The following is a 20,852-nucleotide window of genomic DNA, read 5'->3' on the forward strand; positions in this document are numbered from 1 at the left end:
TAGGCTATAATAAGCCCGGAAGTGAGACCAGCGGCCCTGGCGCAGCGTCCGGGGCCCATCCGGAGAACCCCCCGAGGAGCCCCGCGTGCCCACCCTCTTCGACCGCATTCTCGACGCGCACCAGGGCATCCGCCCGCAGGTGCCGGTGAGCACGCTCGAACGCAGCCGGCTGCTGTCGGACGAGCTCGGGTGCGACGTGTGGCTCAAGACCGAGCACCTCATGCCCACCGGTTCGTTCAAGGTGCGGGGCTCGGCCAACAAGATCCGCGTGCTCGGCGAGAGCGCGAAGCGGACCGGGGTGATCACCACGTCGACCGGTAACCACGGCCAGGGCGTGGCCCGCGCCGGCAACCTCGCGGGGGTTGCCGTCACGGTGTACGTGGCTTCCTACACCGCACCGGCCAAGATGGCCGCGATCCGGGCGATGGGGGCCGAGCTCGTGGTGGTCGAGGGCGGCGCGCTCGACGCCGAGCTGGAGGCGCGCCGGCAGTCGGAGCGCCTCGGCAAGCCGTACGTGGCGCCCTACAACGACCTCGACACCGTCGCCGGCCAGGGCACGCTCGGCGTGGAGCTGGCCGAGCAGGCGCCGGACCTCGACGCCGTGTTCATCTGCACCGGGGGCGGCGGCCTGATCGGCGGCGCAGGCACCGCGCTGAAGCGGCTGAGCCCGCGCACGAAGGTCGTCGGCGTGTGGCCGGAAGCTTCCACCTGCATGCTCGACTCGCTGAAGGCCGGCGAGATCATCGAGACGCCGGAGTTCCCCACGCTGTCCGACGGTTCGGCCGGCGCGGTGGAGCCCGGCTCCGTGACGTTCCCGATCTGCCAGGAAGTGATCGACGAGACGGTCACGGTCACCGAGCCGGAGATCGCCCGCGCCATGCGGAAGATCGCCGACGGCGAGCGCTGGATCGTCGAAGGCGCCGCCGGCGTCGCGGTGGCCGGCCTGATCCGCACGGCCGAGCAGTACCGGGGCCAGAAGGTCGCGGTCGTCCTCTGTGGACGGAACGTGGCGCTGGAGACGTTCCTGGGCGCCATGGCTCTCGCGCAGGAGTGAGCCGGGCGGGGTGGCGGGCCGGCGGCTCGCCACCCGGGCCCTTCAACCGGGCCGCAGGCGCCCGCTCATGCCCGGACCACCGCGGCGGAGCCGTCGGAACGCGGGTCGCTGCCGGCGGTGAAGGTGCCGTCCGGCGCGACCGAGACGACGTTGGTGTGCCCCAGGAATTCCGTCCGTGGCGGGACTTCCCGCAGCGGGAAGCCGTCGGCGGCGAGGTCCGCCACGATCCCGGCCGCGAGGTCGGCTTCGTGGTGCACGGTGTCGGAGGCCTGGCCTTCGGCCCGCGCGCCGACGACCCAGCGCGGCGCACTCACGGCTTCCGCGGGCGAGTCGCCGGCCAGCAGCCGCAGCAGCACCTGCGCGTGGATCTGCGGCTGGCCGTGCCCGCCCATCGTCGAGTTCACCCAGCGGACGCGGCCGTCCTCGCCGGTGACGAGCACGGGCATCAGCGTGTGCTTGGGTCGCTTACCCGGCGCGATCACGTTGGGGGAGCGGGGATCGAGCGAGAAGCTCGTGCCCCGGTTCTGCAGGATGATGCCGGTCTCCGGTTCCAGCACGCCGGCGCCGAAGCTGTCGAACACGCTCTGGATGATCGACACGGCGTAGCCCGCGGAATCGGCCGCCGCCACGCCCACGGTGTCGCCGCGCGGGATCGAGGGAGCCGCCGCCACGTCGGCGGCGCGCGGATCCCGCAGCCCCGCGATCAGCTCGGCGAACCCGTCGTTCGCCACGTCCGTGGCGGCGAAGGCCGGGTCGGCCAGCAGGGTGTCGCGCACGCGGGTGCCGTCGTGGAACAGGCGGCCCAGTACAGCGGCCGGCGCCGTCCACGGCGTGGCGGCGAAGCCCAGCTCGGTGAGGGCCCGCACAGTCCGCAAGAGCGCGAAGCCCTGCGTGTTGGGCGGGCTGGTATGCACGCGGAACCCGCCCAGCGGTGCGGAGATCGCGGCCGTGTCCCGGGCCACGTACCCGGCGAGGTCGGCCGTCGTGAGTGGACAGTCGAGCGCCTGCACGCCACGGGCCAGAGTCGCGCCCACCGCACCTTCGTAGAGCTCCCCGGGCCCGCCGGCCGCGATCGCGCTCAGCGATTCCGCGAGCCTCGGCTGCACGAGCAGGTCACCTTCGCGAAGCGACGCACCGAACACCGCCCGCGAACCGGCGTCGGTGTCGAGGAGCGCCCGGTCGATCACCAGCGCGGCGGCGAGCGAGCGCGCCACGGGAACGCCTTCGGCCGCGTACTCGATCGCGGTGTCGAACTGCGCGGCCCAGTCCAGCGCGGCGCCGTGGCCGCGCAGCGCCTCCCAGCCGCGTACCGCACCGGGCACGGTGATGGTGTCGGGCCCGCGTTCCGGCAGCCGCTCGCCGTGGCGGGCGCGCAGTGCGGTGAGGTCGCGGGCGGCCGGAGCCGTACCGGTGGCGTTCACGCAGGTGATCGAGCCGTCGGGGGTGCGCACGAGCGCCACGAGATCACCGCCGAGCGCGGTGTTGTGCGGGTAGACGACGGTGAGCGCCGTGGCGGCCGCGAGGGCCGCGTCGATCGCGTTGCCGCCCGCGCGGAACGCCTGTTCCCCGGCGCGGGTGGCGAGGGCGTGCGGCGAGGCGATGGCGCCGGTGGTCGGGGACAAGGCAGCTCCTTCTTCGCGGCGAGCGGGCGTGCGCGGCGAGGCCCGGGGCAGTCCCGGCCGGGCGGGGTAAGCTGCGGTCACTGTAGCAGTGACGACAGAAACGGCACTAGCTGAATTGGATACTTCAGAACCGCGCACCCTCGCCAGCCGGGTCAACCACGAGTGGACCCGGCTGAGCAAGACCGAACGCGTCGTCGCGCGCTACCTCGTCGCGTCGCCGCCGCAGCGGATCATGCTGGCCACCGCCGGCGACATCGGCCGCACCACGGGCACGAGCGACGCCACGGTGGTCCGCACCGCGCGCCGGCTCGGGTACGCCGGGCTCCCGGACCTCAAAGCCGCGCTGGGCGAGAACTTCGGCCCGGCCACGCCACCGCAGATCAGCGAACGCCTCCAGCTGGCCCGTACCGCGCGGGACTTCTCGGCCACCGCAGACCGGGTCCTGGCCGACGCGCACGAGCGGATCACCGAGCTCGGCCGCAAGACCGACCCGGCCGCGCTGGCGAAGGCGCTGCAGCTGATCGCGCCCGCGGCCACGGTCTTCTGCTACGGCTGGGGCGTCAACGAGTTGAGCGCCCGCTACCTCGCCCTGAAGCTGAACCGCATCGGCAAGTTCGCGGTCTGCTCCGGTGCCACCGGCTTCACCCTCGCCGACGACCTGCTCAGCCTGTCGGCCCGCCACGCCGTGGTGATCTTCGCGCCCGGCCGCGCGTTGCCCGAGCTCGACACGCTCGTCGCCCACGCGCGGGCCGCCGGGGCCGGAACGATCCTCGTGACCGAGAACCTCGGCGAGGAGCTCACCGGCGCCGTCGACGTCGTCCTGCGCGACGAGGCGTCCGCGGGCGGCCTCACCGCCGAACCGCTGGGCGGGATGCTGCTGGCCGACATGCTCGTGCTCGCCACGATGGCCGTCGGGCGCGACCCTGCCGTCGACACCTACGAGCTGCTCACCCGCCTGCGCCGCGAGCTCGCCCCGGAAGCCTGACCCGTCCCCTCGAAGGAGAGCCATGCCCCTGATCGCCGACGCCATCCTCGACCAGGCAAGGGAAACGGTCGCGCGGAACCTCCCGCCGACCCCGCTGCTGCCGTTCCCCGCCGCGGGCCTCGACGTGCCCGTGTTCCTCAAGTACGAGGGCGCGCAGCCCACCGGCTCGTTCAAGGTCCGCGGCGGCGTCACCGCCCTCACCGCGTACGCCGCCGACGGCACGCCGGTCGTCACGGCCTCGGCGGGCAACCACGCGCTCGGCATCGCGCACGCGTCGCGGCTGCTCGGCGCGAAGTCCACAGTGGTCGTTCCTGAAGCCGGCTCCCCGGCGAAGATCTCGGCCCTGCGCACCTACCCGGTGGACCTCGTGCTCGCGCCGGGCGGCTACGACGGCGCGGAGGCGAAGGCGCTGGAGCTCGCGGCCGGCGGGATGAAGTTCGTGTCCGCCTACAACGACCCGTACGTGATCGCAGGCCAGAGCACGCTCGTCGGTGAGGTCGCCGACAGCTTCGGCGAGGACTTCACGATCGTGGTGCCCACGGGCTCGGGCGGGCTGCTGGCCGGCACGGCGCTCGGCGCCCGCCGCGCGAAACCGGACGTGCGCGTGGTCGGCGTCGAGTCCGCCGCCTGCCACGCGGTGTCCGCGGCGGTCGCGGCGGGACACCTCGTGACGGTGCCGGTGGGGGAGACGATCGCGGACGGGCTGGTCGGCAACCTCGAGCCGGGCACCATCACGCCCGACATCGTGCGCGAGGCCGGTGTCGAGCTGGTCGACGTCGACGAGCCCGCGATCCGCCGGTCGGTCCGCGAGTTCGCGCTCACGGCGGGGCTGGTCGCGGAGGGTTCGTCGGCCGCCGCGCTGGCCGCGTTGCGCGCGGGCCTGGTGCCCCTCGACCGGCCGGTCGTGCTCGTCGTGTCGGGGCGCAACATCGCGGCCGAGCTGCTCGCGACGATCCTCACGGAGGGCTGAGCCGGGAGTTCCGACTTTCGTGGGTGTGCCGGGTTTGTCCCGGGCCGCCACACTGTGCGTTGCGGGACGGTCACCGTCGGTCCGTCCCCCGATGCACCCGTGAGGAGCCCCGATGAAGGTCAGGTCGTCGTGGAAGGCCGCGCTGGCGGCGGTCGGCGTGCTGGTGGCGGGCCTGGCGAGCGGTGCCCCCGGCGCCACGGCCGCCGCGCCCGGGTCCGGTGCGCCGGTGTTCTGGCGGGTGCCGGCGAACGCGGACCAGGCGGCGGGGCTCGCGCGGGCCGGGTTCGACGTCGCCGAATCCGACCGCGAAGCCGCGTACGTCGTGGGTGACCAGGCCGTGGCGCGGCAGCTGCGGACGCTGGGGTACCGGCCGTCGTACTTCGACTCCGTCTACAAGGACGTGCCCGCCGCGTCTGCCCGGGCCGCGGCCGACACCTTCTACGGCGGCTACCGCACCGTCGCCGCGCAGGAAGCGCACCTGGCCCAGGTCGCCTCCGCGCACCCGGACCTCGCGACCGTGTACACGCTCGGTCCGTCGTGGAAGAAGACCAAGGGCCAGGGCGGACACGACCTGAAAGCCATCTGCCTCAGCAAGAAGCAGGCCGGCGACTGCACGCTGTCCACGACGTCGGCCAAGCCGAAGTTCGTGCTGATGGCCCAGATCCACGCGCGCGAGATCTCGACCGGCGAGCTCGCGTGGCGCTGGATCGACTACCTCGCCGACGGGTACGCGAGCGACGCGACCGCGAAGTCCATTCTGGACACCACCGAGGTGTGGGTGATCCCGATCGCCAACCCGGACGGCGTCGACATCGTGGCCTCGGGCGGCAACTCGCCCAAGCTGCAGCGCAAGAACGCCGACAACACCCGCGGCGGCTGCTCCGGCACCAACGTCGGCATCGACGTGAACCGCAACTCCACGTTCCACTGGGGCGGGGACTCGAACTCGCCGTGCGCCGAGACCTACCAGGGCGCGAGCGCCGGTTCGGAGCCGGAGACGCAGGCGCTGGAGAAGTTCTTCCGCGCGATCTACCCCGTGCAGCGCGGCACCGGAACCAACGACCCGGCGCCCACGACCGCGCGCGGCACGATGATCACGCTGCACAGCTACGGCAACGACATCGTGATCCCGTGGGGCTTCACGCAGGCGAACTCGCCCAACGACGCGCAGTACCGCAAGCTCGGTGCGAAATTCACCGCCTCCAACGGCTACCTCGTGGGCACCAACCGCGAGACCGTCGGCTACGACACGAGCGGCACCACCGACGACTTCACCTACGGCGCCCTCGGCGTCGCGAGCTTCACCTTCGAGGTCGGTGCCTCGAGCGGCACGTGCGGCGGGTTCCTGCCGAAGTACTCCTGTGTGGACAGCACGTTCTGGCCGAAGAACAAGGGCGCGTTCATCACCGCCGCGCAGGCGGCCGCCGCGCCGTACCGGCAGTGAAGACCGGCGGCCAAATTCGTACACTTCTGTCGTAACTCGGCACGAAGACGGTCCTGAATGGGGAACTTCCGGACGCTGAACGCGTGCCGTGTGGTCGGCGTCACCCGGCGTAGCTCCTGACACGACAGAGGCTAACGGTTTACGGTTGGGTCAGACACCGGCAGTCGCCCGACGCCGGGAGGACCTGATCGGGGAAGATCCATGGCCGAGCCGACCGTCTTCGTGCACGGGTTCCTCGACGACCACCGGGTCTGGGACGGTCTCGTCGCGGCGCTGCCGGCCGGCGGTGAGTACGTGGTCGTGGACCTCGCCGGCTGCGGTGACCGTGCGACGGAGGCCGGGCCCTTTACCTACGACCGGTTCGCCGCCGACCTGCTGTCCACTGTGGATGCGATCGGCGGCCCGTTCCTGCTGGTGGGCCACAGCATGGGCTCGGCGGTGGCCGAGCTGGTCGCGGCGGCACGACCGGAGCTGACCAGCGGGCTGGTGCTCGTGAACCCGGTGCCGCTGGCCGGCACGCACCTGCCGGACGAGGCCATCGAGCCGTTCCGCTCGCTCGGCGAGGCCGGAGCCGAAGCGCAGCGCGCGGCGCGGGCGAACCTGTCGCCGAACCTGAGCGCCGTGACCTCCGAACGCATCGGCGCCGCCGGGTTGCGGGTGCGTCCCGAGGTGGTGCGCGCGTTCGCCTCCTGCTGGAACAACGGTGCCCCCGAAGGGCACGCGCCGAGCGGCTACCCGGGGCCGGTGCTCATCGTGCGCGGCGGGGACGACCCGTTCGTCACGGCCGACCTCGTGGCCGGCGCCGTCGCGCCGCGCTTCGCCGCGCCCGTCACGGAGGTCGTCGCCGGTGCGGGCCACTGGACCCACGCCGAGGCGCCCGCCCGGCTCGCCGAGCTGATCGCCCGGTTCGCCGGCGGGCAGGCGCGCGGCTGGGCCGCCGGGTTCTCGCGCAAGAGCGCCGCCGCGTTCGGCGAGACGTTCGCCGAGGACGTGGTCCTCGAAGCCGCCGTGTTGCGCGAACCGGTCGAAGGCCGGGAGAACGTGCAGCGCGTGATGGCCGCCGCCAGCGCGATCTACGAGTCGCTGAAGTTCACGCACCAGACCGAGTCCGGCGAGCGCACCTACCTCGAGTGGGAGGCCGTGGCGTTCGGCGGCACGACGCTGCTCGGCGTCACCGTGCTCACCCGGGACGAGGCCGGCCGGATCGTGCGGGCGGCCATCCACCACCGCCCGCTCGGCGGCGCGCTCGAGTTCTCCGCGGAGCTGGGCCGGCGTCTGCCCGACCTCGCGGCCACCCACTTCCACCAGGAGGCCTGACATGACCACGCGAAACGACGTCGAGTTCGCCGGCGAGGACGGCGTGACCCTGCGCGGCTGGTTGTTCGTGCCGGACCAGCCGGGCCCGCGGCCCGCCATCACCATGGCCCACGGCTACGCCGGCGTGAAAGAACACGGTCTCGAACCCTTCGCCGAGGCGTTCGCCGACGCCGGTTTCGTGGTGCTGGTGCACGACCACCGCACGTTCGGCGCCAGCGACGGCACGCCGCGCCAGGACGTGGACCCGTGGCGCCAGATCGCCGACTGGCGCCGCGCGATCACCTTCCTCGAGGCCCGGCCCGAGGTCGACGCGGAGCGGATCGGCCTGTGGGGCACCAGCTACGCGGGCGGCCACGCGATCGTGCTGGGCGCCACCGACCGGCGGCTCAAGGCCGTGGTCGCGCAGGTGCCGACGATCAGCGGCGTCGAGCAGGGCCTGCGCCGCGTGCCGCCGGACGCGGTCGCGGCGCTGGAGCACGCGTTCGCCGAGGACGACCGCGCGGTGGGGCGGGGTGAACCTCCGCGCAGCCAGACGATCGTGAGCGCGGACCCGGCCGTGCCCGCCTCCTACCGCGCGCCGGACGCGGTCGGGTTCTACCTGCAGGACATCCCCGAGGGCATCTGGGAGAACCAGGTCACCGTGCGCTCCACGCGTGCCGCGCGGATGTACGAGCCGGGCTCGTGGATCAGCCGGGTGTCGCCGACGCCGCTGCTGCTGGTCGTGGCCCTGAACGACACGGTCACCGTGACCGACCTGGCGCTCGCCGCCTACGAACGCGCTCTGCAGCCGAAGCGGCTCGAACTGATCCCGGGCGGGCACTTCGACCCGTACGTCGCCGAGTTCGCCCGTTCCAGCGCCGCAGCCCGGTCCTGGTTCGAGCAGCACCTGTCCTGAGGAGCCCGCCGTGCCCCAGCTTTCCCTGAGCCGAGACAGTTCCGAGCACGTCGCCGTGCTCACGCTCCACAACCCGCCGCAGAACCGCATCGGCGTCCCGATGACGACGGAGCTGCTGGCTGCGGTCGACGAGATCACCGCGCACGGCGCCCGTGCCGTCGTGCTGCACGCCGAAGGCCCCGACTTCAGCTACGGCGGCGACATCGTGCCGTGGGAGGGGCAGGACGTCCGCGAACTGCGGGCGTCGTTCGAGCTCTTCCTGCGCGCGTTCAACGCGGTCGAGCAGCTGCCCGTGCCCGTGATCGCCGCGGTGCACGGGTTGTGCTTCGGCGGTGGCTTCGAGCTGGCGCTGCGGGCCGACGTGCTCTTCGCCGGCGAATCGGCGCGGTTCGGCCACCCCGAGCAGACGCTGGGGATCGTGACGCTGCTCGGCGGGATCCACCGCGTCGCCGCGCGGGCCGGGCGGGCCCGGGCGATGGAGTGGGCGCTCACCTCCGAGCCGGTGCCGGCCGCCGAGATGGCTCAGGCCGGGGTGGTCAACCGGGTGGTCCCCGACGAGCAGGTGTTCGCCGAGGCACTGGCGTTCGCGCGCCGCGTGGCGCAGGGCCCGACCCGGGCGCACGCCGTGCACAAGGCGTTGCTGCGCACGTGGGAGACCGGCGGCACTGCGGCCGCTGACCAGGTGCTGTTCGACCTGTCGATGCCGCTGTACGAAACCGAAGACGCCCGCCGCGGCCTGGCGTCGGCGATCACCGCGTACCAGGCGGGCCGGCCGCGGCCGGTGCTGACGTTCGACGGGCGCTGAGTCGTTCCCGAGCTGCCTTTTCCCGAGCTGCCTTCCCGAGCCGCCGACGCAGCCGAAAGCGGTCCGCCTGCGTCGGACCGGGTGGACTGCCCTTTCCGTCTTGCGTGCTGGCCACAGGCGGTATAGTCGATCCGACAGAGTTGACGACGTGATGACTCTGCCGGGAGGAGTGCGAGATGAACTGGCCGGCGACCGATCGCTACGAGCTCGAGGTGAGCCCGGGCGGGCTGGGTTTCGTGCACGACCTGCTCAACACCCTCTCGGCCGGCAAGCCCCGGGAGAAGGACCTGCTCGCCGAGCTCGGCGACGCGCAGAAGTGGCTCGACGACGCGCTCGAGCGGTGGGCCGAGGCCACCGAACGCCCGGCCGAACGCGTCGAGCTGACCGGCGACGACGTCGAGCGCCTGCGCGACCTGCGCGACGAGCTGCGCGACTTCACCGACCACGACGCCGAAGCCGGCACGGCCCTGCTGCACAGCGCGCCCGTGGTCCTGCAGCCCGGCGCCGACGGCTGGATCCGGCCCGAACCGCGCGGCACCGGCTGGCGGCGCGTGGCGTCGATCGTGCTCATCGAGGTGCTGGAGGCCCAGCGCGCCGACCGCTGGCGGCGTCTGAAGACCTGCCGCAACAAGCGTTGCGCGGTCGCCTTCTACGACCGCTCCCGCAACAACAGCGGCGTGTGGCACAACGTGCAGGTGTGCGGCAACGCGGTCAACCTGCGCGCCTACCGCGCCCGCCGGCGCACCCAGCAGAGCTCCTGACCCGGGTTCCCGGACCGGCGGCCCGGGAACCCGGCCGCGGTCAGTACGCCATCTCGTGGATGTCGGTGATCCGGTCGGCGGCGTTCACGGCGGCGTCGGCGAACAGCCCGCTGCCGCCGTAGTGGCTCAGCACGCTCCGCAGCTCGATCCCGGTCGAGCACTCGGTCGGCGGGCAGGTCTCGAACGGGAACCCGGCGGGGTCGACGGACTCGATCGTCGCGTTCGGGGCCAGCGGCAGCCGGTGCAGCCCCGGCACGTCGACCAGGTGCGGGCCCGCGCCGCCGTTCGGGGCGAGCGTGACCAGGTAGAACTCCGCCATCCCGGTCGCGCGGTCGAAGCGGGTGAAGCGCACTTCGAGGCTCTTGCCCGGAAACTTCAACCCGGCGGCGGCCGCCGCCACCGGCTGCTGGGACTGGCCGGGCTGCTGCGCGGAAGACGACGGGGCCGCCGGCGCCCGCGTCGCGGTCGGGGCCACGGAGGTGGACAACGGTACCGACGGCACTGACGGAACCGGCGGTGCGGCGGGCCCGCCCGAGCACGCGGTGGCGAGCACCGCCGCCGAGACGGAAGCGGCGGCGAGAGCGCCTCTGAACACGGTTGTCCGCGCCATGTGATCATTCCCCCAGGATTCGCGAAAAGCTTGCTGTCACGGGGAAAGACGGCTGTGCGTCCCCGGCGTTGCGGCTGTGATCAACCCGTGACGCACGGGTGCCCTCGCGGTGGCCGGCTGTCCGGTCTGTCCGGTGTGGACTGCGCCGGTCGGCCGAACCCGGCCACGGTTTCGACGGGCGTCGAGGAGTGTTCAGGTCGAGTTCGCCCCGAAACTGTTCCGCGACCGTAGGTTTCGCCCGTCCCACGTGCTCTCTCGCGCGTGCCGGCCGTTACCGGAGGTTCTCACCCATGTCCGATCTTTCCCGAAGAGGTTTCCTCGGCGCAGCCGCGGCGGTCACCGGTGCCGCGGTCGTCGGCGGCGGGCCGGCCGCCACCGAAGCCGCGGCGTCGCCCCGGCCGGCCGTGCCGGCGAAGCGGCACGGCGACCTGCGGGACATCAAGCACGTGGTGATCCTGATGCAGGAGAACCGCAGCTTCGACCACTACTTCGGCTCGCTCAAGGGCGTCCGCGGCTTCGGCGACCGCTCGGCGATCACGCTGCCCGGCGGCAACTCGGTGTTCCAGCAGCCCACGACGGCGCCCACCGCTCCGGGCACGACCACCCAGTACCCGTGGAAGCTGTCCGACGCCAAGGTGTCGCAGTACCCGGCCAACCACCAGCCGCCCACCTCCGAGGTCGGCGCGCAGGGCTACGGCGGCACCTCGCACAGCTGGGACGACCAGCACGGCGCCTGGTACGGCGGCCTCATGAACGGCTGGTACTACGCCAAGGGCGGCCCGACCACGCTCGGCTACCTCGACCGCTCGGACATCCCGTTCCACTACGCGCTGGCCGACACCTACACCGTCGGCGACGCCTACCACTGCTCCGTGCTCAGCGCGACCGGCCCGAACCGCACCTACCTGTGGAGCGGCTCGATCAACGCCGACAAGTTGCACGGCGACTACGTGGCCTTCAACGGCGGCGACGAGCTCGGCAAGCACCTGCTGTGGGAGACCTACGCCGAGTCGCTGCAGAAGGCCGGCCACTCGTGGAAGGTCTACCAGGGCTCCGACAACTATGGTGACAACGGTGTCGAGTACTTCGACACCTTCGCCAAGCTCGACCCGTCGCAGGGCGGCACCGCCGCGCCCGGCAACGTGTTCTACGACAACGGCGTGGCGATCGTCCCCGAGCCGCACACCGGCCTGAGCGCCAACGCCGACAACCTCACCGACGCGCTGCGCGCCGACGTGGTGGCGGGCAAGCTCGCGAAGGTCTCGTGGATGGTCACGAACCAAGCCTTCTCCGAGCACCCGGACGGTTCGCCGAACGACGGCGCCTACTACGTCAACAACGTTCTCGAGGCCCTCAACGCCGACCCCGAGGTCTTCAACTCGACACTCGTGATCATCGACTACGACGAGAACGACGGCCAGTTCGACCACGTGCCGCCGCCCGTGCCCGCGCCCGGCACCGACGACGAGTTCTACCTCGAGGCCTCCGGCGCGCTCGCCAGTGCCGGCCTCACCCAGCCGATGCCCGTGGGTCTCGGGTTCCGCGTGCCGCTGTTGCTGATCTCGCCGTGGACGCGCGGTGGCTGGGTGACCTCGGAGGTCTCCGACCACACGTCGGTGATCCAGTTCCTGGAGAAGTGGACCGAGGCGCTCGGCAAGACCGCGCACTGCCCGAACATCAGCGCGTGGCGCCGCAGCGTGTGCGGTGACCTGACGGGCGCGTTCGACTTCCACTCGCCGGTGTACGGCCTGCCGCGGCTGCCGAAGACCACCGTGATCGGCGACCCGGCGGGTGGTTCGTACCAGCCGCCGGTGACCACGAACAAGATGCCGAAGCAGGAGCCGGGCACCAAGAAGGCCCGTGCGCTGCCGTACCAGCCGAACGCAAACCTCGACGGGTTCACCACCTCGCTCGACTCGACGCAGGCGAAGCTGTCGTTCAGCAACAACGGCAAGCACGTGCGCAAGGCCAGCCACTTCGCCGTGTACGACAACACCCAGGCGACCCCGTCGCTCAAGGACTACCCGGCGAAGTTCCCGGGCCAGTACACGGTGGCGCCGTCGAGCACGGTCTGGGACAAGACCACGCCGGGTTCGGTGCCGCTGGCCGGCAACCGCTACGACCTCACCGTGGTGGGCCCGAACCGCTTCCTGCGCCAGTTCACCGGTGACCTCGACGCCGCCGGCCGCACCGCGAAGGTCACCGCCGCCTACTTCGACGGCATCCTCGGCTTCGGCTCGCGGCCGCGGCTGCTGCTGGAGCTGGAAAACGACGGCTCGCGGCCGGTCACCTTCACCGTGAAGCACAACCAGTACTCCGACGACCGTCCGAAGACCTACCGCGTGCCCGCGCACGGCCGCGCGCTGCACTCGGTCGACCCGTGCGGTTCGGACCACGGCTGGTACGACGTGACCGTGACCCTGGACGGCGACAAGTCCTGGGCGCGCCGCTACGCCGGCCACCTCGAGGACGGTTCGGACAGCATCACCGGCTGACGCCGGAACGTGGCAAGGGCGCGGGTGCGCGAGGGAAGGCTCGCGCACCCGCGCCCACACCAGGTCATCGCCCGGGCCTGGCGTGGCGCACCCGCCGCGGCGGCGGTGTGCCCGTTTCTCGCGCTTGAGTGCCCGATGGGCCCGTGCGTTTCGCGGCCGGGTGTCACGCGGCCGTCCCGGCCGGTCTCAGCCGGTCCGGGCTCGGCTCAGCTGGTGATCTCGATGTCGGGCAGCTCGTCGAGCTTGCCCTTCGGCAGCTCCTCGACGGCGGCGAACACCTTCTTCTGGTGCTCCTTGATGCGCTCGTCGAGCAGGCGGCTCAGCTCGAAGGCGAGCCGGCCGGTCTGGCGGACGGTGAGGTCGTCGACGAGCGGGTGGATCGCCGAGGTGATCACGATGCCCTCGGGGCTCCCGTCGGCCGCCTGCGAGACCCCGATCGAGTAGACCTCGCGCGGGTTGGCCTCGCCGAGCACCAGGTGCTTGCGGATCTTGCGCAGCAGCCCGTGCCACTCGAGCACCTCGCCCTGCACACCGGTGGCCTTGAGGTCGTCCTCGGTCAGGCCCATGCCGCGCTCGCCGGGGCGGAAGCAGCGCGCGTACGAGTTCAAGGCCGAGACCCACAGCGATTCGATCAGCACGGGGTCACGTTGCGCCTCGCCACGTTCGAGCTCGACGACCAGGCGCTCGCAACAGCGCAGCGTGAACTGCAGGTCGTCGAAGATCGCCGCGAGGTCGGCCAGCGCGAGCGCCAGCGGAGTCCTGAGCTGGCGCGCGTTCTTGACCGGTGCCGTGGGTTGGGACATCCCGGGACGCTCCTGTCCTGCCGGTGCGAGTGTTGCCGCCATCACACCGCACCTCGGCCGGCTTGCGTGTCTCAATGTGCGACAGCGTTGTTGGCCCCGCCTCCGGCGGGGCGTGCGAGATCGCCTTTGAGTCGGTGTTTCGTCGGGCCGGTCGGATCAGCCTGGCGGCCGATCGGACCGCCCCGACGAAACACCGACGCGATCTCGCTGGTGGGTTGCGTCGATCATTCGGGTACAGAGTTAGTTGTGTGGCATTGATCGCGTTGAGGTGGCCAAGTTCCCGGCAAAGTAGTTCTGTGTGAGAACGAACTGTCGGCGAAGGGGGCCGCTGTGGCGATGCTGGTGGAGCGGCCCCGGCCGCGCGTGGTGCGTGAGCACCGGTTCGCGGGGTGGTTCGCGGTGGGCGCGGTGTGCTTCGGCGCGTTCATGGGCCAGCTGGACGCCAGCATCGTCACGCTCACGTTCCCGGCGCTGCAGCGCGAGTTCTCCGAGCCACTGGCGGCGGTGCAGTGGGTGTCGCTGGCCTACCTGCTCACGCTGGTGGGGCTGCTCGCCGCGGTCGGCCGCCTCGCGGACGCCTACGGCCGCAAGCTGACCTACGGCTACGGCTTCGGCGTGTTCACCGCGGCGTCGATCGCGTGCGGGCTGGCGCCGACGCTGACGTGGCTCGTCGTGTTCCGCGTGGTGCAGGCGCTCGGCGCGGCGATGCTGCAGGCCAACAGCGTCGCGCTGGTCGTGGGCAGCGTGCGCCGCGAGAAGATGCGCGCGGCGCTCGGGGTGCAGGCCGCCGCGCAGGCGCTCGGTCTCGCGCTCGGGCCCGCGGTCGGCGGGCTGCTCGTGGACACCGTGGGCTGGCGGTGGGTGTTCCTGGTCAACGCGCCGGTCGGCCTCGTCGGCCTGGTCGCCGGGCGGTACCTGCTGCCACGCACCCGCGAGCGCACACCGCTGGGCCGCTTCGACGGCGCGGGCGTGGCCCTGCTGGCCACGGCGTCGACCGCGCTGCTGCTGGCGATCTCGGGCCTGTCCGGGCTGGCGCTGCCCGGCTGGACCGTGCCGGCGCTGTTCGTGGCGTCGGTGGTGGCGGCCGGCGCGTTCGTGCTGCGCGAGAACTCGGCGGCGAGCCCGATCCTGCGCCTCGCGGTGCTGCGGCCGCCGGTCGTGTCGTTCGGGCTGGTGGGCGCGCTGTGCGGCTACCTCGTACTGTTCGGGCCGCTGGCGCTGTTGCCGCAGGTCCTGGGCGCGCACGGCGCGACCGGCGTGGTGCTCACGAGCCTGCCCGCCGGCTTCGCGGTCGCCGCCGTGGCCGCCGATCGCGTGCTGCCCGCGGCGCTCGGCTCCCGCGTCCGCATCGGCGCCGGGGCGGCATTGGCGGCGGTCGGCTGCGCGGTGCTGGCCGGGGTGTCCGGTCCGTGGGAAACAGGCGTGTCGCTGTTCGCGGTGGGGCTCGGTCTGGGAGTGTTCATCCCGGCGAACAACTCGGCCGTCATGGGCGCCATCCCCACGCGGATGTCGGCCACCGGAGGAGGTCTGGTGAACATGGCCCGCGGACTCGGCACGGCGCTGGGCGTGGCACTGGTGACGTTGTGCCTGCACGCCGGGGGAACCGGCGGCCGGCCGCTCGCGCTCGTCGCCCTGGCCGTGGCGGCGGTGCTGGCCGCCGGCACGGGTCTCGCCGCCGGCTCCCGACCCCGTACCGCATGACGCCCGAACCGAATCTCGCCGACGTCGTCGCCCGCCTCCGGCGCGCCATGCGCCGCGCCGCGCGCACGGCCGACCCGGACAACACGCTGTCGGTCGCGCAGCTCGAACTGCTCTCGTGCCTGGCCGAGAACCCCGGCGCGCGCCCGAGCCGGGTTGCCCAGCTGCTGAAGCTGGCGCCGAACTCCGTCACGACCATGGTCACCGGCCTGCGGGCGCGCGACCTCGTCACGCGCACCAGCGGCAGCGAGGACCGGCGGACGGTCGAACTCGAACTGACCGAGAGCGGGCAGGCGGCAGTGGACCGCTACAAGCACCACAACGCCGAGATCCTCGCCGCCGCGATCGACCGGCTGCACCCGGCTTGGCGGCACCTGATCGCGTCGGCCATTCCGGCGCTGGCCGAGCTCGTGGGCGCCATCGACCAGCTCGCCGAGACCGGCCCGCCGCACCCCGAACGTCCATAACGGACGGTCAGGCGCGGGCGATCGCCAGCGGTACCAACAGTTCTTCGTCGGTCACCGAGCCGTGCTGGCCCGTCATGCGGCTCAGCCGAGGTTCGGCCGCGGTGCGGACGACGGCCGTCCTCCCGCGGGCCGCGACGACGACGTCGCCGATGCGGGGGAGCACGGCGTCGGCGACGCGCGGGCCGAACCAGCCGGCCGCGACGGCTTCTTCGCGGCCGAGTACCCAGGCCTTCTCGCCGAGGGTTTCGCGCCATGCGGCGCGCACGTCGGGCGCCGCGCCCTCGACCGTGTAGACGTGGCGCGCGCGGGCTTCGCCGCCGACGGTGCGGACACCGGCCTGCAACACGGGTTCGGCGTCGTAGTCGACGCGCTCGCCGACGGTGACCATGCCGTGGTCGGCCGTCACGATCAGTGCCGAGCCGCTGGGCAGGCTGCCGGCGATCGTCTCGGCGAGGCGGTCGACGTAGGACAGCTGGTAGAGCCACGGCGTGCTGCCGGGGCCGTGCACGTGGCCGAGCAGGTCGAGGTCGGCGTGGTAGGCGTAGCAGAGACTCCGCGGCCGTTCCAGCGCGTCGGCGACGGCCGCCGTGAGATCGCCGAGCGCGTGCACGCCCTGGAACTCCCCGCCCCGCAACGCGGCTCGCGTGAGTCCGCTGTCGCGCTGGTCGCGCGGCCCGACCACGCGCACGGCGACGCCCGCCGCCGCCGCGCGTTCGAACGCGGTCGGGCGCGGCTGAAGCTCCTCCGGCACGATCCGCTCGCGCAGGTCGATCGGCTTGCCGCCGGTGTGGCGGCGCCAGCCGAGGACGTTGAGCACGTCCCGTCCGGCCTCGAAGGCATAGCCGACCACGCCGTGCTCGCCCGGCGTCAGGCCGGTGCCGAGCGACGCCACGCTGGTCGCGGTCGTGCTGGGGAAGCCGGCCGTCAGCGGGCGTGCCGACAGCCGCGCCAGAAACGGCGCGGCGTCGGCGTGCGCCTGGAGTGAGGTCCAGCCGAGGCCGTCGACGAGCAGCACGCACACGCGGTCGGCGGCGGGCAGGTCGAGCGCGTTCCGTTCACCGGCGACGCCGAGCCCGGCGAGCGCCGAGGGGACGACGTCGGCGAGGGTGCCCGCCGCGTACCGCTGCGCGAGATCTTCCATGGGCCTCACCCTAAGGCGACAGGGCCGGCGTAAGGATTCGGAAACGGGGGTCACGCGGTTTCGTGGCGTACAAAGGGACCAGAGGTGATGCCGGTGTCCGTCGTGCGACGTGAGCGCGGTCGTCGCTGGGCGGTGGTCGCCGTCGTGGCCCTCGCGCTGGTGGCGCTGCCTTCGCTCGTCGCCGCGCTGCGGCCCGCCGGGCCGGCCACCGGCGCCGGGCACCTGCGTGACCTCGTGCTGGGTTCGGCCGCAAAGCCGTACCAGGGCCTCGCACAGAGCCGGGGCTCGCTGGCGATCCCCGAGCTGCCCGACCTCGCCGACGTGTCGGCCCTGTTCTCCACCACCACGACCACGCGCGCCTGGTACGCCGCGCCCGACCGCTACCGCGTGGCGGTGCTGACCACGACGGGGGAGCACGACGTCTACCACCTGCCCGAAGGCGAATACACCTGGGACTACGGGGCGAACATGCTGACGAAGCTGACGGGCGACCCGGCCGTGCGGCTGCCGCGCGCGGGTGACCTGCTGCCCCCCGAGCTGGCGCGGTGGGCACTGCGGTCCGCGCCCACGGACCCGGTGAGCGCGCTGCCGCCGCGCACCGTCGCGGGTGTGCCGGCCGCCGGCTTCCGCCTGGTGCCCGCCGACCCGCAGACGACGATCGGCGGCGTCGACGTGTGGGCCGATCCGGGGACCGGGCTGCCGCTGCGCGTCGAGGTGACCGCGCGGGGACAGCAGGCGCCGATGCTCACCGCGGAGTTCGAGGACGTCGAGCAGACCGCCCCCGTCGTCACCACGCCGGTGCCCGCGCCGGGCAGCGGCTTCACGGCCACCAATGCGCCGGACCTGTCGAACGCGCTGGGCGCGCTGGGCCGCGTCCGGCTGCCGCCGACGCTCGGCGGCCGGCCGGTGCGCGCCGCGAACTTCGGTGGCGTGCAGGGCGCCGCGCTCTACGGTTCGGGCCTCGCGACGTTCGCCGTGGTCGCCGTGCCGCGCGCGGTCGCCGACGGCGCGGCGGACGCCGCCGCCAAGGCGGGCGGAACCGCCATCACGCTGCCGCAGGGCTCGGCCGTGCAGCTCGCGGTCACGCCGTTGTCGCTGGCGATCGTGCGCCCGCCGAGCTCGCGGCGCGGATACCTGCTCGCCGGTCTGGTCACCCCGCCGGTGCTGGCCGCGGCCGCGGCCGACCTGGCCACGCTGCGCCGGAGCGGCCGATGATCGTCACGCGCGGGCTGACCAAGCGGTACGGCCGGACCGTGGCCGTCGACGCCGTCGACCTGGAGGTCCGCGAAGGCGACCGCTACGGCTTCCTCGGCCCGAACGGGTCCGGCAAGACCACGCTCGTGCGGATGCTGCTCGGGCTCGTCTACGCCACGAGCGGCGAGATCGAGGTGCTGGGGCAGCCGGTGCCGAAACGGCTCGCCGACGTGCTGCCCGACGTCGGCGCGCTCGTCGAGGGCCCCGCCGCCTACCCGCACCTTTCGGGCCGGCGCAACCTGGCGCTGCTCGACGCCGCCGGCCGACACCGCGGCCGGCGCACCCGCCGGCGGCGCATCGAGGAGGCGTTGGAACGCGTGGGTCTCGCCGGCGTCGACCGGCGGCCGGTCAAGGCGTACTCGCTGGGCATGCGCCAGCGCCTCGGGCTGGCCGGCGCCCTGCTCGACGGCCCGCGGCTGCTGGTGCTCGACGAGCCCACCAACGGCCTCGACCCCCAGGGCATCAAGGAGATCCGGGAGCTGCTGCTGGAGCTCAACCGCAATGGCACCACGGTTTTCCTGTCCAGCCACCTGCTCACCGAGATCGAGCAGCTGTGCACCCGCGTCGGCATCGTCGACCACGGCCGCCTGGTGCTCGACGGCGAGGTCGCCGCTCTGCGCGGCGCCACCGGGCGCGTCCTGCTCCGTACGCCCGACCCCGCCGCGGCCGCCGCCGTGCTCGACGGACACCTCGAACACCGCGACGGCGAACACCTCGTCGTCCGCTACGCCGACGCCGCGGAGCTCAACACCCGCCTCGTGAGCGCGGGCGTCCGGGTGAGCGACCTGCGGGAGGAGCACCGCACCTTGGAACAGGTCGTCCTCGACGTGACGAGCCACGGCTCGGACCGCTTCGGAGGCACGCGGTGATCGGCGTCGAACTGCGCAAGCTCGCGTTGCGCCCGCGCGTGTGGGTGAGCGTGCTGCTGTTGTGCCTGCTGCCGGCGATCGTGGCGGTGTTCCTGGCGACCGCGGACTTCGCGCCGCCTCCGGGGCAGGGCGGGGCGTTCCTGTCGGCGGTGGTGAGCGACGGGTCGCTGTACCCGGCGGCCGCGCTCGCGCTGGTGCTGCCGCTGTTCCTGCCGATCGCGGTGGCGGTCGTGGCCGGGGACTCGGTGGCGGGGGAGGCCTCGGGCGGCACGCTGCGATATCTGCTGGCGCGCCCGGCCGGGCGGACGCGGCTGCTGACGGCCAAGCTCGTGGCGCTCGCGGTGTACGTGACGGCGGCGATCGCGATCGTGGTCCTCACGTCGCTGGTGATCGGGATCCTGTTGTTCGGCACGGGCGGCGAGGTCGGGGCGGGCGGCCAGGCGGCCCAGGTCGTGACGTTGTCGGGCACGTCGCTCAGCTCGTCGTCGCTCGCGTTGCGGTTGCTGGGGGCCGTGGCCTACATCGTGTTGTCGATGCTCGGGTTCGCGGCGATCACGATGTTCCTGTCGACGCTGGCGGACTCGGCGCTCGGGGCCGCGCTCGGCGGGCTGGCCGTGCTCATCACGAGCTCGGTCCTGGAGACGCTCGACGCGGCCGCGCCGGTGAAGCCGTACCTGCCCACGCACTACTGGCTGTCGTGGCTCGATTTCTTCCGCGATCCCGTGCTGTGGCACAACATCGACCGCGGGCTGTTGCTGCAGGCCGGCTACATCGTGGTGTTCTTCGGCGCCGCGTGGGCGAACTTCGCGACCAAGGACGTCACGAGCTGAGCGCCGCGCACGAAGCCGGCACCGACAACGGCGCCGTGCCGATCGCGTTCAGCACGAGACCGGTCACGGCCGGGTCCGTCGGCAGGTCGCCGTGCGCGGCGGTGTCGGCGGGGCACACCTGCTGCAGTGCCACGTTCACCGCGCCGTCGAGCCGCGCCGACTCCGGCGGCGTCACGGTCCGGTCGAGCCGCGTCCACACCGAAAGCCACGGCAGGCCCGGCGGGATCGGCGGCAGCTGCCGCAGCAGGGCGCTGCCGGGCGTGAGCTGGCGGCAGGCCGTGGGACACGCACTCGGCGCGAGCACGCCGCCCGCGGTGGCGAGCGTGGTGCCGTGCATCGGCGCGCCGAGCGTGATCACGCGGCGCGCCTGGTGCTCACCGCCTTCGCGCGCGACCCACAGCCGCGCGACGACCCCGCCCGCCGAGTAGCCGATCACGTCCACCGACGGGGCTCCGCCGGCGTACGCGCGTTCGACGGCCTGCGTCAGCACGTCCACCTGCTGCAGGAGATCGCCGGTGCCGTCGCCGGCGAGGGTGAGCACCTCGGTGTCCCGGCCGGTGGCCTGGTGGATGCGGCCGGCCAGCTGTTCGAGCGAGTCCCGGCCCCCGCCGTAGCCGGGCACCAGCAGCACCGGCCCGGGCGTGTCCTGCGCGGGGCTCCCGGCACGAGGTACGCCGGAGCCGCCGCCGACGGACACCGCCGTGACCACGCCGGCGGCCACCACGAAGAGCGCCACGGCAGCGACGAGCAGCCGACGCCGCGGGCTCAGCGCTCGCACACCCGGCCACCTCATGGTTCCATGATGATCCCGGGCGTGCGGGACCTCCGTGAG

Annotated in this window: 19 protein-coding genes; 14 read left to right on the forward strand and 5 right to left on the reverse strand. The window is 73.0% G+C overall.

All coding sequences use genetic code 11. The features are described 5' to 3' along the window. Nucleotides 1-85 precede the first annotated feature (85 nt). A complete protein-coding gene (locus ACQPXB_RS17830) occupies nt 86-1,054 on the forward strand; it encodes a threonine/serine dehydratase (RefSeq protein WP_432853423.1) in 969 nt (322 codons plus the stop codon). Between the two features lie 65 nt (nt 1,055-1,119). Here ACQPXB_RS17830 and ACQPXB_RS17835 read toward each other — a convergent pair whose 3' ends face one another. Then, nucleotides 1,120-2,676 (reverse strand): gamma-glutamyltransferase family protein, encoded by a 1,557-nt coding sequence (locus ACQPXB_RS17835; protein WP_432853426.1) that lies wholly within the window; start codon nt 2,674-2,676, stop codon nt 1,120-1,122. A gap of 115 nt (nt 2,677-2,791) precedes the next feature. Between ACQPXB_RS17835 and ACQPXB_RS17840 the strand changes: the two genes are divergently transcribed. From ACQPXB_RS17840 to ACQPXB_RS17870, 7 genes are all read left to right on the forward strand, one after another. Continuing rightward, complete coding sequence (locus ACQPXB_RS17840; RefSeq protein ID WP_366578058.1) at nt 2,792-3,661, forward strand: MurR/RpiR family transcriptional regulator; 870 nt, start codon at nt 2,792-2,794, stop codon at nt 3,659-3,661. A 22-nt stretch (nt 3,662-3,683) separates the two neighbouring features. After that, nucleotides 3,684-4,631: a threonine ammonia-lyase gene (locus ACQPXB_RS17845; protein WP_432853430.1), complete on the forward strand. Its 948-nt coding sequence runs from the start codon at nt 3,684-3,686 to the stop codon at nt 4,629-4,631. A 112-nt stretch (nt 4,632-4,743) separates the two neighbouring features. After that, nucleotides 4,744-6,075 (forward strand): M14 family zinc carboxypeptidase, encoded by a 1,332-nt coding sequence (locus ACQPXB_RS17850; protein WP_432853433.1) that lies wholly within the window; start codon nt 4,744-4,746, stop codon nt 6,073-6,075. A gap of 201 nt (nt 6,076-6,276) precedes the next feature. After that, the gene (locus ACQPXB_RS17855; protein WP_432853436.1) at nt 6,277-7,392 is read left to right on the forward strand and encodes an alpha/beta fold hydrolase; all 1,116 of its coding nucleotides are present in this window, start codon (nt 6,277-6,279) and stop codon (nt 7,390-7,392) included. Nucleotide 7,393: 1 nt separating this feature from the next. After that, a complete protein-coding gene (locus ACQPXB_RS17860; protein ID WP_366578064.1) occupies nt 7,394-8,287 on the forward strand; it encodes an alpha/beta hydrolase in 894 nt (297 codons plus the stop codon). Between the two features lie 10 nt (nt 8,288-8,297). Continuing rightward, a complete protein-coding gene (locus tag ACQPXB_RS17865; RefSeq protein ID WP_432853440.1) occupies nt 8,298-9,092 on the forward strand; it encodes an enoyl-CoA hydratase/isomerase family protein in 795 nt (264 codons plus the stop codon). Between the two features lie 176 nt (nt 9,093-9,268). Continuing rightward, nucleotides 9,269-9,853, forward strand: a complete 585-nt coding sequence (locus ACQPXB_RS17870; RefSeq protein WP_432853443.1) for a CGNR zinc finger domain-containing protein — start codon at nt 9,269-9,271, stop codon at nt 9,851-9,853. 40 nt (nt 9,854-9,893) lie between these two features. On the opposite strand, the gene ACQPXB_RS17875 is transcribed toward ACQPXB_RS17870, so the two are convergent. Further along, a complete protein-coding gene (locus tag ACQPXB_RS17875) occupies nt 9,894-10,463 on the reverse strand; it encodes a hypothetical protein (protein WP_432853446.1) in 570 nt (189 codons plus the stop codon). A gap of 290 nt (nt 10,464-10,753) precedes the next feature. Between ACQPXB_RS17875 and ACQPXB_RS17880 the strand changes: the two genes are divergently transcribed. Next, nucleotides 10,754-12,958 (forward strand): phosphocholine-specific phospholipase C, encoded by a 2,205-nt coding sequence (locus tag ACQPXB_RS17880; protein WP_432853449.1) that lies wholly within the window; start codon nt 10,754-10,756, stop codon nt 12,956-12,958. A 206-nt stretch (nt 12,959-13,164) separates the two neighbouring features. Here the strand turns inward: ACQPXB_RS17880 and ACQPXB_RS17885 are convergent, their stop codons facing one another. After that, on the reverse strand, nt 13,165-13,761 hold the full coding sequence (locus tag ACQPXB_RS17885; protein ID WP_220239294.1) for a hypothetical protein: 597 nt from the start codon (nt 13,759-13,761) through the stop codon (nt 13,165-13,167). Nucleotides 13,762-14,097: 336 nt separating this feature from the next. On the opposite strand from ACQPXB_RS17885, the gene ACQPXB_RS17890 reads away from it, so the two are divergent. Both ACQPXB_RS17890 and ACQPXB_RS17895 read left to right on the forward strand, forming a co-directional pair. Continuing rightward, nucleotides 14,098-15,462 (forward strand): MFS transporter, encoded by a 1,365-nt coding sequence (locus tag ACQPXB_RS17890; RefSeq protein WP_432856686.1) that lies wholly within the window; start codon nt 14,098-14,100, stop codon nt 15,460-15,462. Continuing rightward, the gene (locus ACQPXB_RS17895) at nt 15,459-15,926 is read left to right on the forward strand and encodes a MarR family winged helix-turn-helix transcriptional regulator (RefSeq protein WP_432853453.1); all 468 of its coding nucleotides are present in this window, start codon (nt 15,459-15,461) and stop codon (nt 15,924-15,926) included. Before ACQPXB_RS17890 ends, ACQPXB_RS17895 begins: the two co-directional genes overlap by 4 nt. 7 nt (nt 15,927-15,933) lie before the next feature. Here the strand turns inward: ACQPXB_RS17895 and ACQPXB_RS17900 are convergent, their stop codons facing one another. Next, entirely contained in the window at nt 15,934-17,067 is a 1,134-nt protein-coding gene (locus tag ACQPXB_RS17900; protein WP_432853456.1) for an alkaline phosphatase family protein, read from the reverse strand. A gap of 87 nt (nt 17,068-17,154) precedes the next feature. On the opposite strand from ACQPXB_RS17900, the gene ACQPXB_RS17905 reads away from it, so the two are divergent. Genes ACQPXB_RS17905 through ACQPXB_RS17915 form a run of 3 tightly spaced genes read left to right on the forward strand, consistent with a single transcriptional unit; the run spans nt 17,155 to nt 20,020 of the window. After that, nucleotides 17,155-18,282 carry a hypothetical protein gene (locus tag ACQPXB_RS17905; protein ID WP_432853459.1) on the forward strand — a complete coding sequence of 376 codons (1,128 nt, stop codon included), beginning with the start codon at nt 17,155-17,157 and terminating at the stop codon, nt 18,280-18,282. Beyond that, nucleotides 18,279-19,190: an ABC transporter ATP-binding protein gene (locus ACQPXB_RS17910; RefSeq protein ID WP_366578076.1), complete on the forward strand. Its 912-nt coding sequence runs from the start codon at nt 18,279-18,281 to the stop codon at nt 19,188-19,190. Before ACQPXB_RS17905 ends, ACQPXB_RS17910 begins: the two co-directional genes overlap by 4 nt. Continuing rightward, nucleotides 19,187-20,020 carry an ABC transporter permease gene (locus ACQPXB_RS17915; RefSeq protein WP_366578078.1) on the forward strand — a complete coding sequence of 278 codons (834 nt, stop codon included), beginning with the start codon at nt 19,187-19,189 and terminating at the stop codon, nt 20,018-20,020. The genes ACQPXB_RS17910 and ACQPXB_RS17915 overlap by 4 nt, the downstream gene beginning before the upstream one ends. Here ACQPXB_RS17915 and ACQPXB_RS17920 read toward each other — a convergent pair. Continuing rightward, nucleotides 20,010-20,813 (reverse strand): esterase/lipase family protein, encoded by an 804-nt coding sequence (locus tag ACQPXB_RS17920; RefSeq protein WP_432853463.1) that lies wholly within the window; start codon nt 20,811-20,813, stop codon nt 20,010-20,012. The genes ACQPXB_RS17915 and ACQPXB_RS17920 overlap by 11 nt on opposite strands. Nucleotides 20,814-20,852: the final 39 nt, after the last annotated feature.

It is taken from the genome of Amycolatopsis sp. CA-161197 (assembly GCF_050942255.1).
Classification (GTDB): Bacteria; Actinomycetota; Actinomycetes; order Mycobacteriales; family Pseudonocardiaceae; genus Amycolatopsis.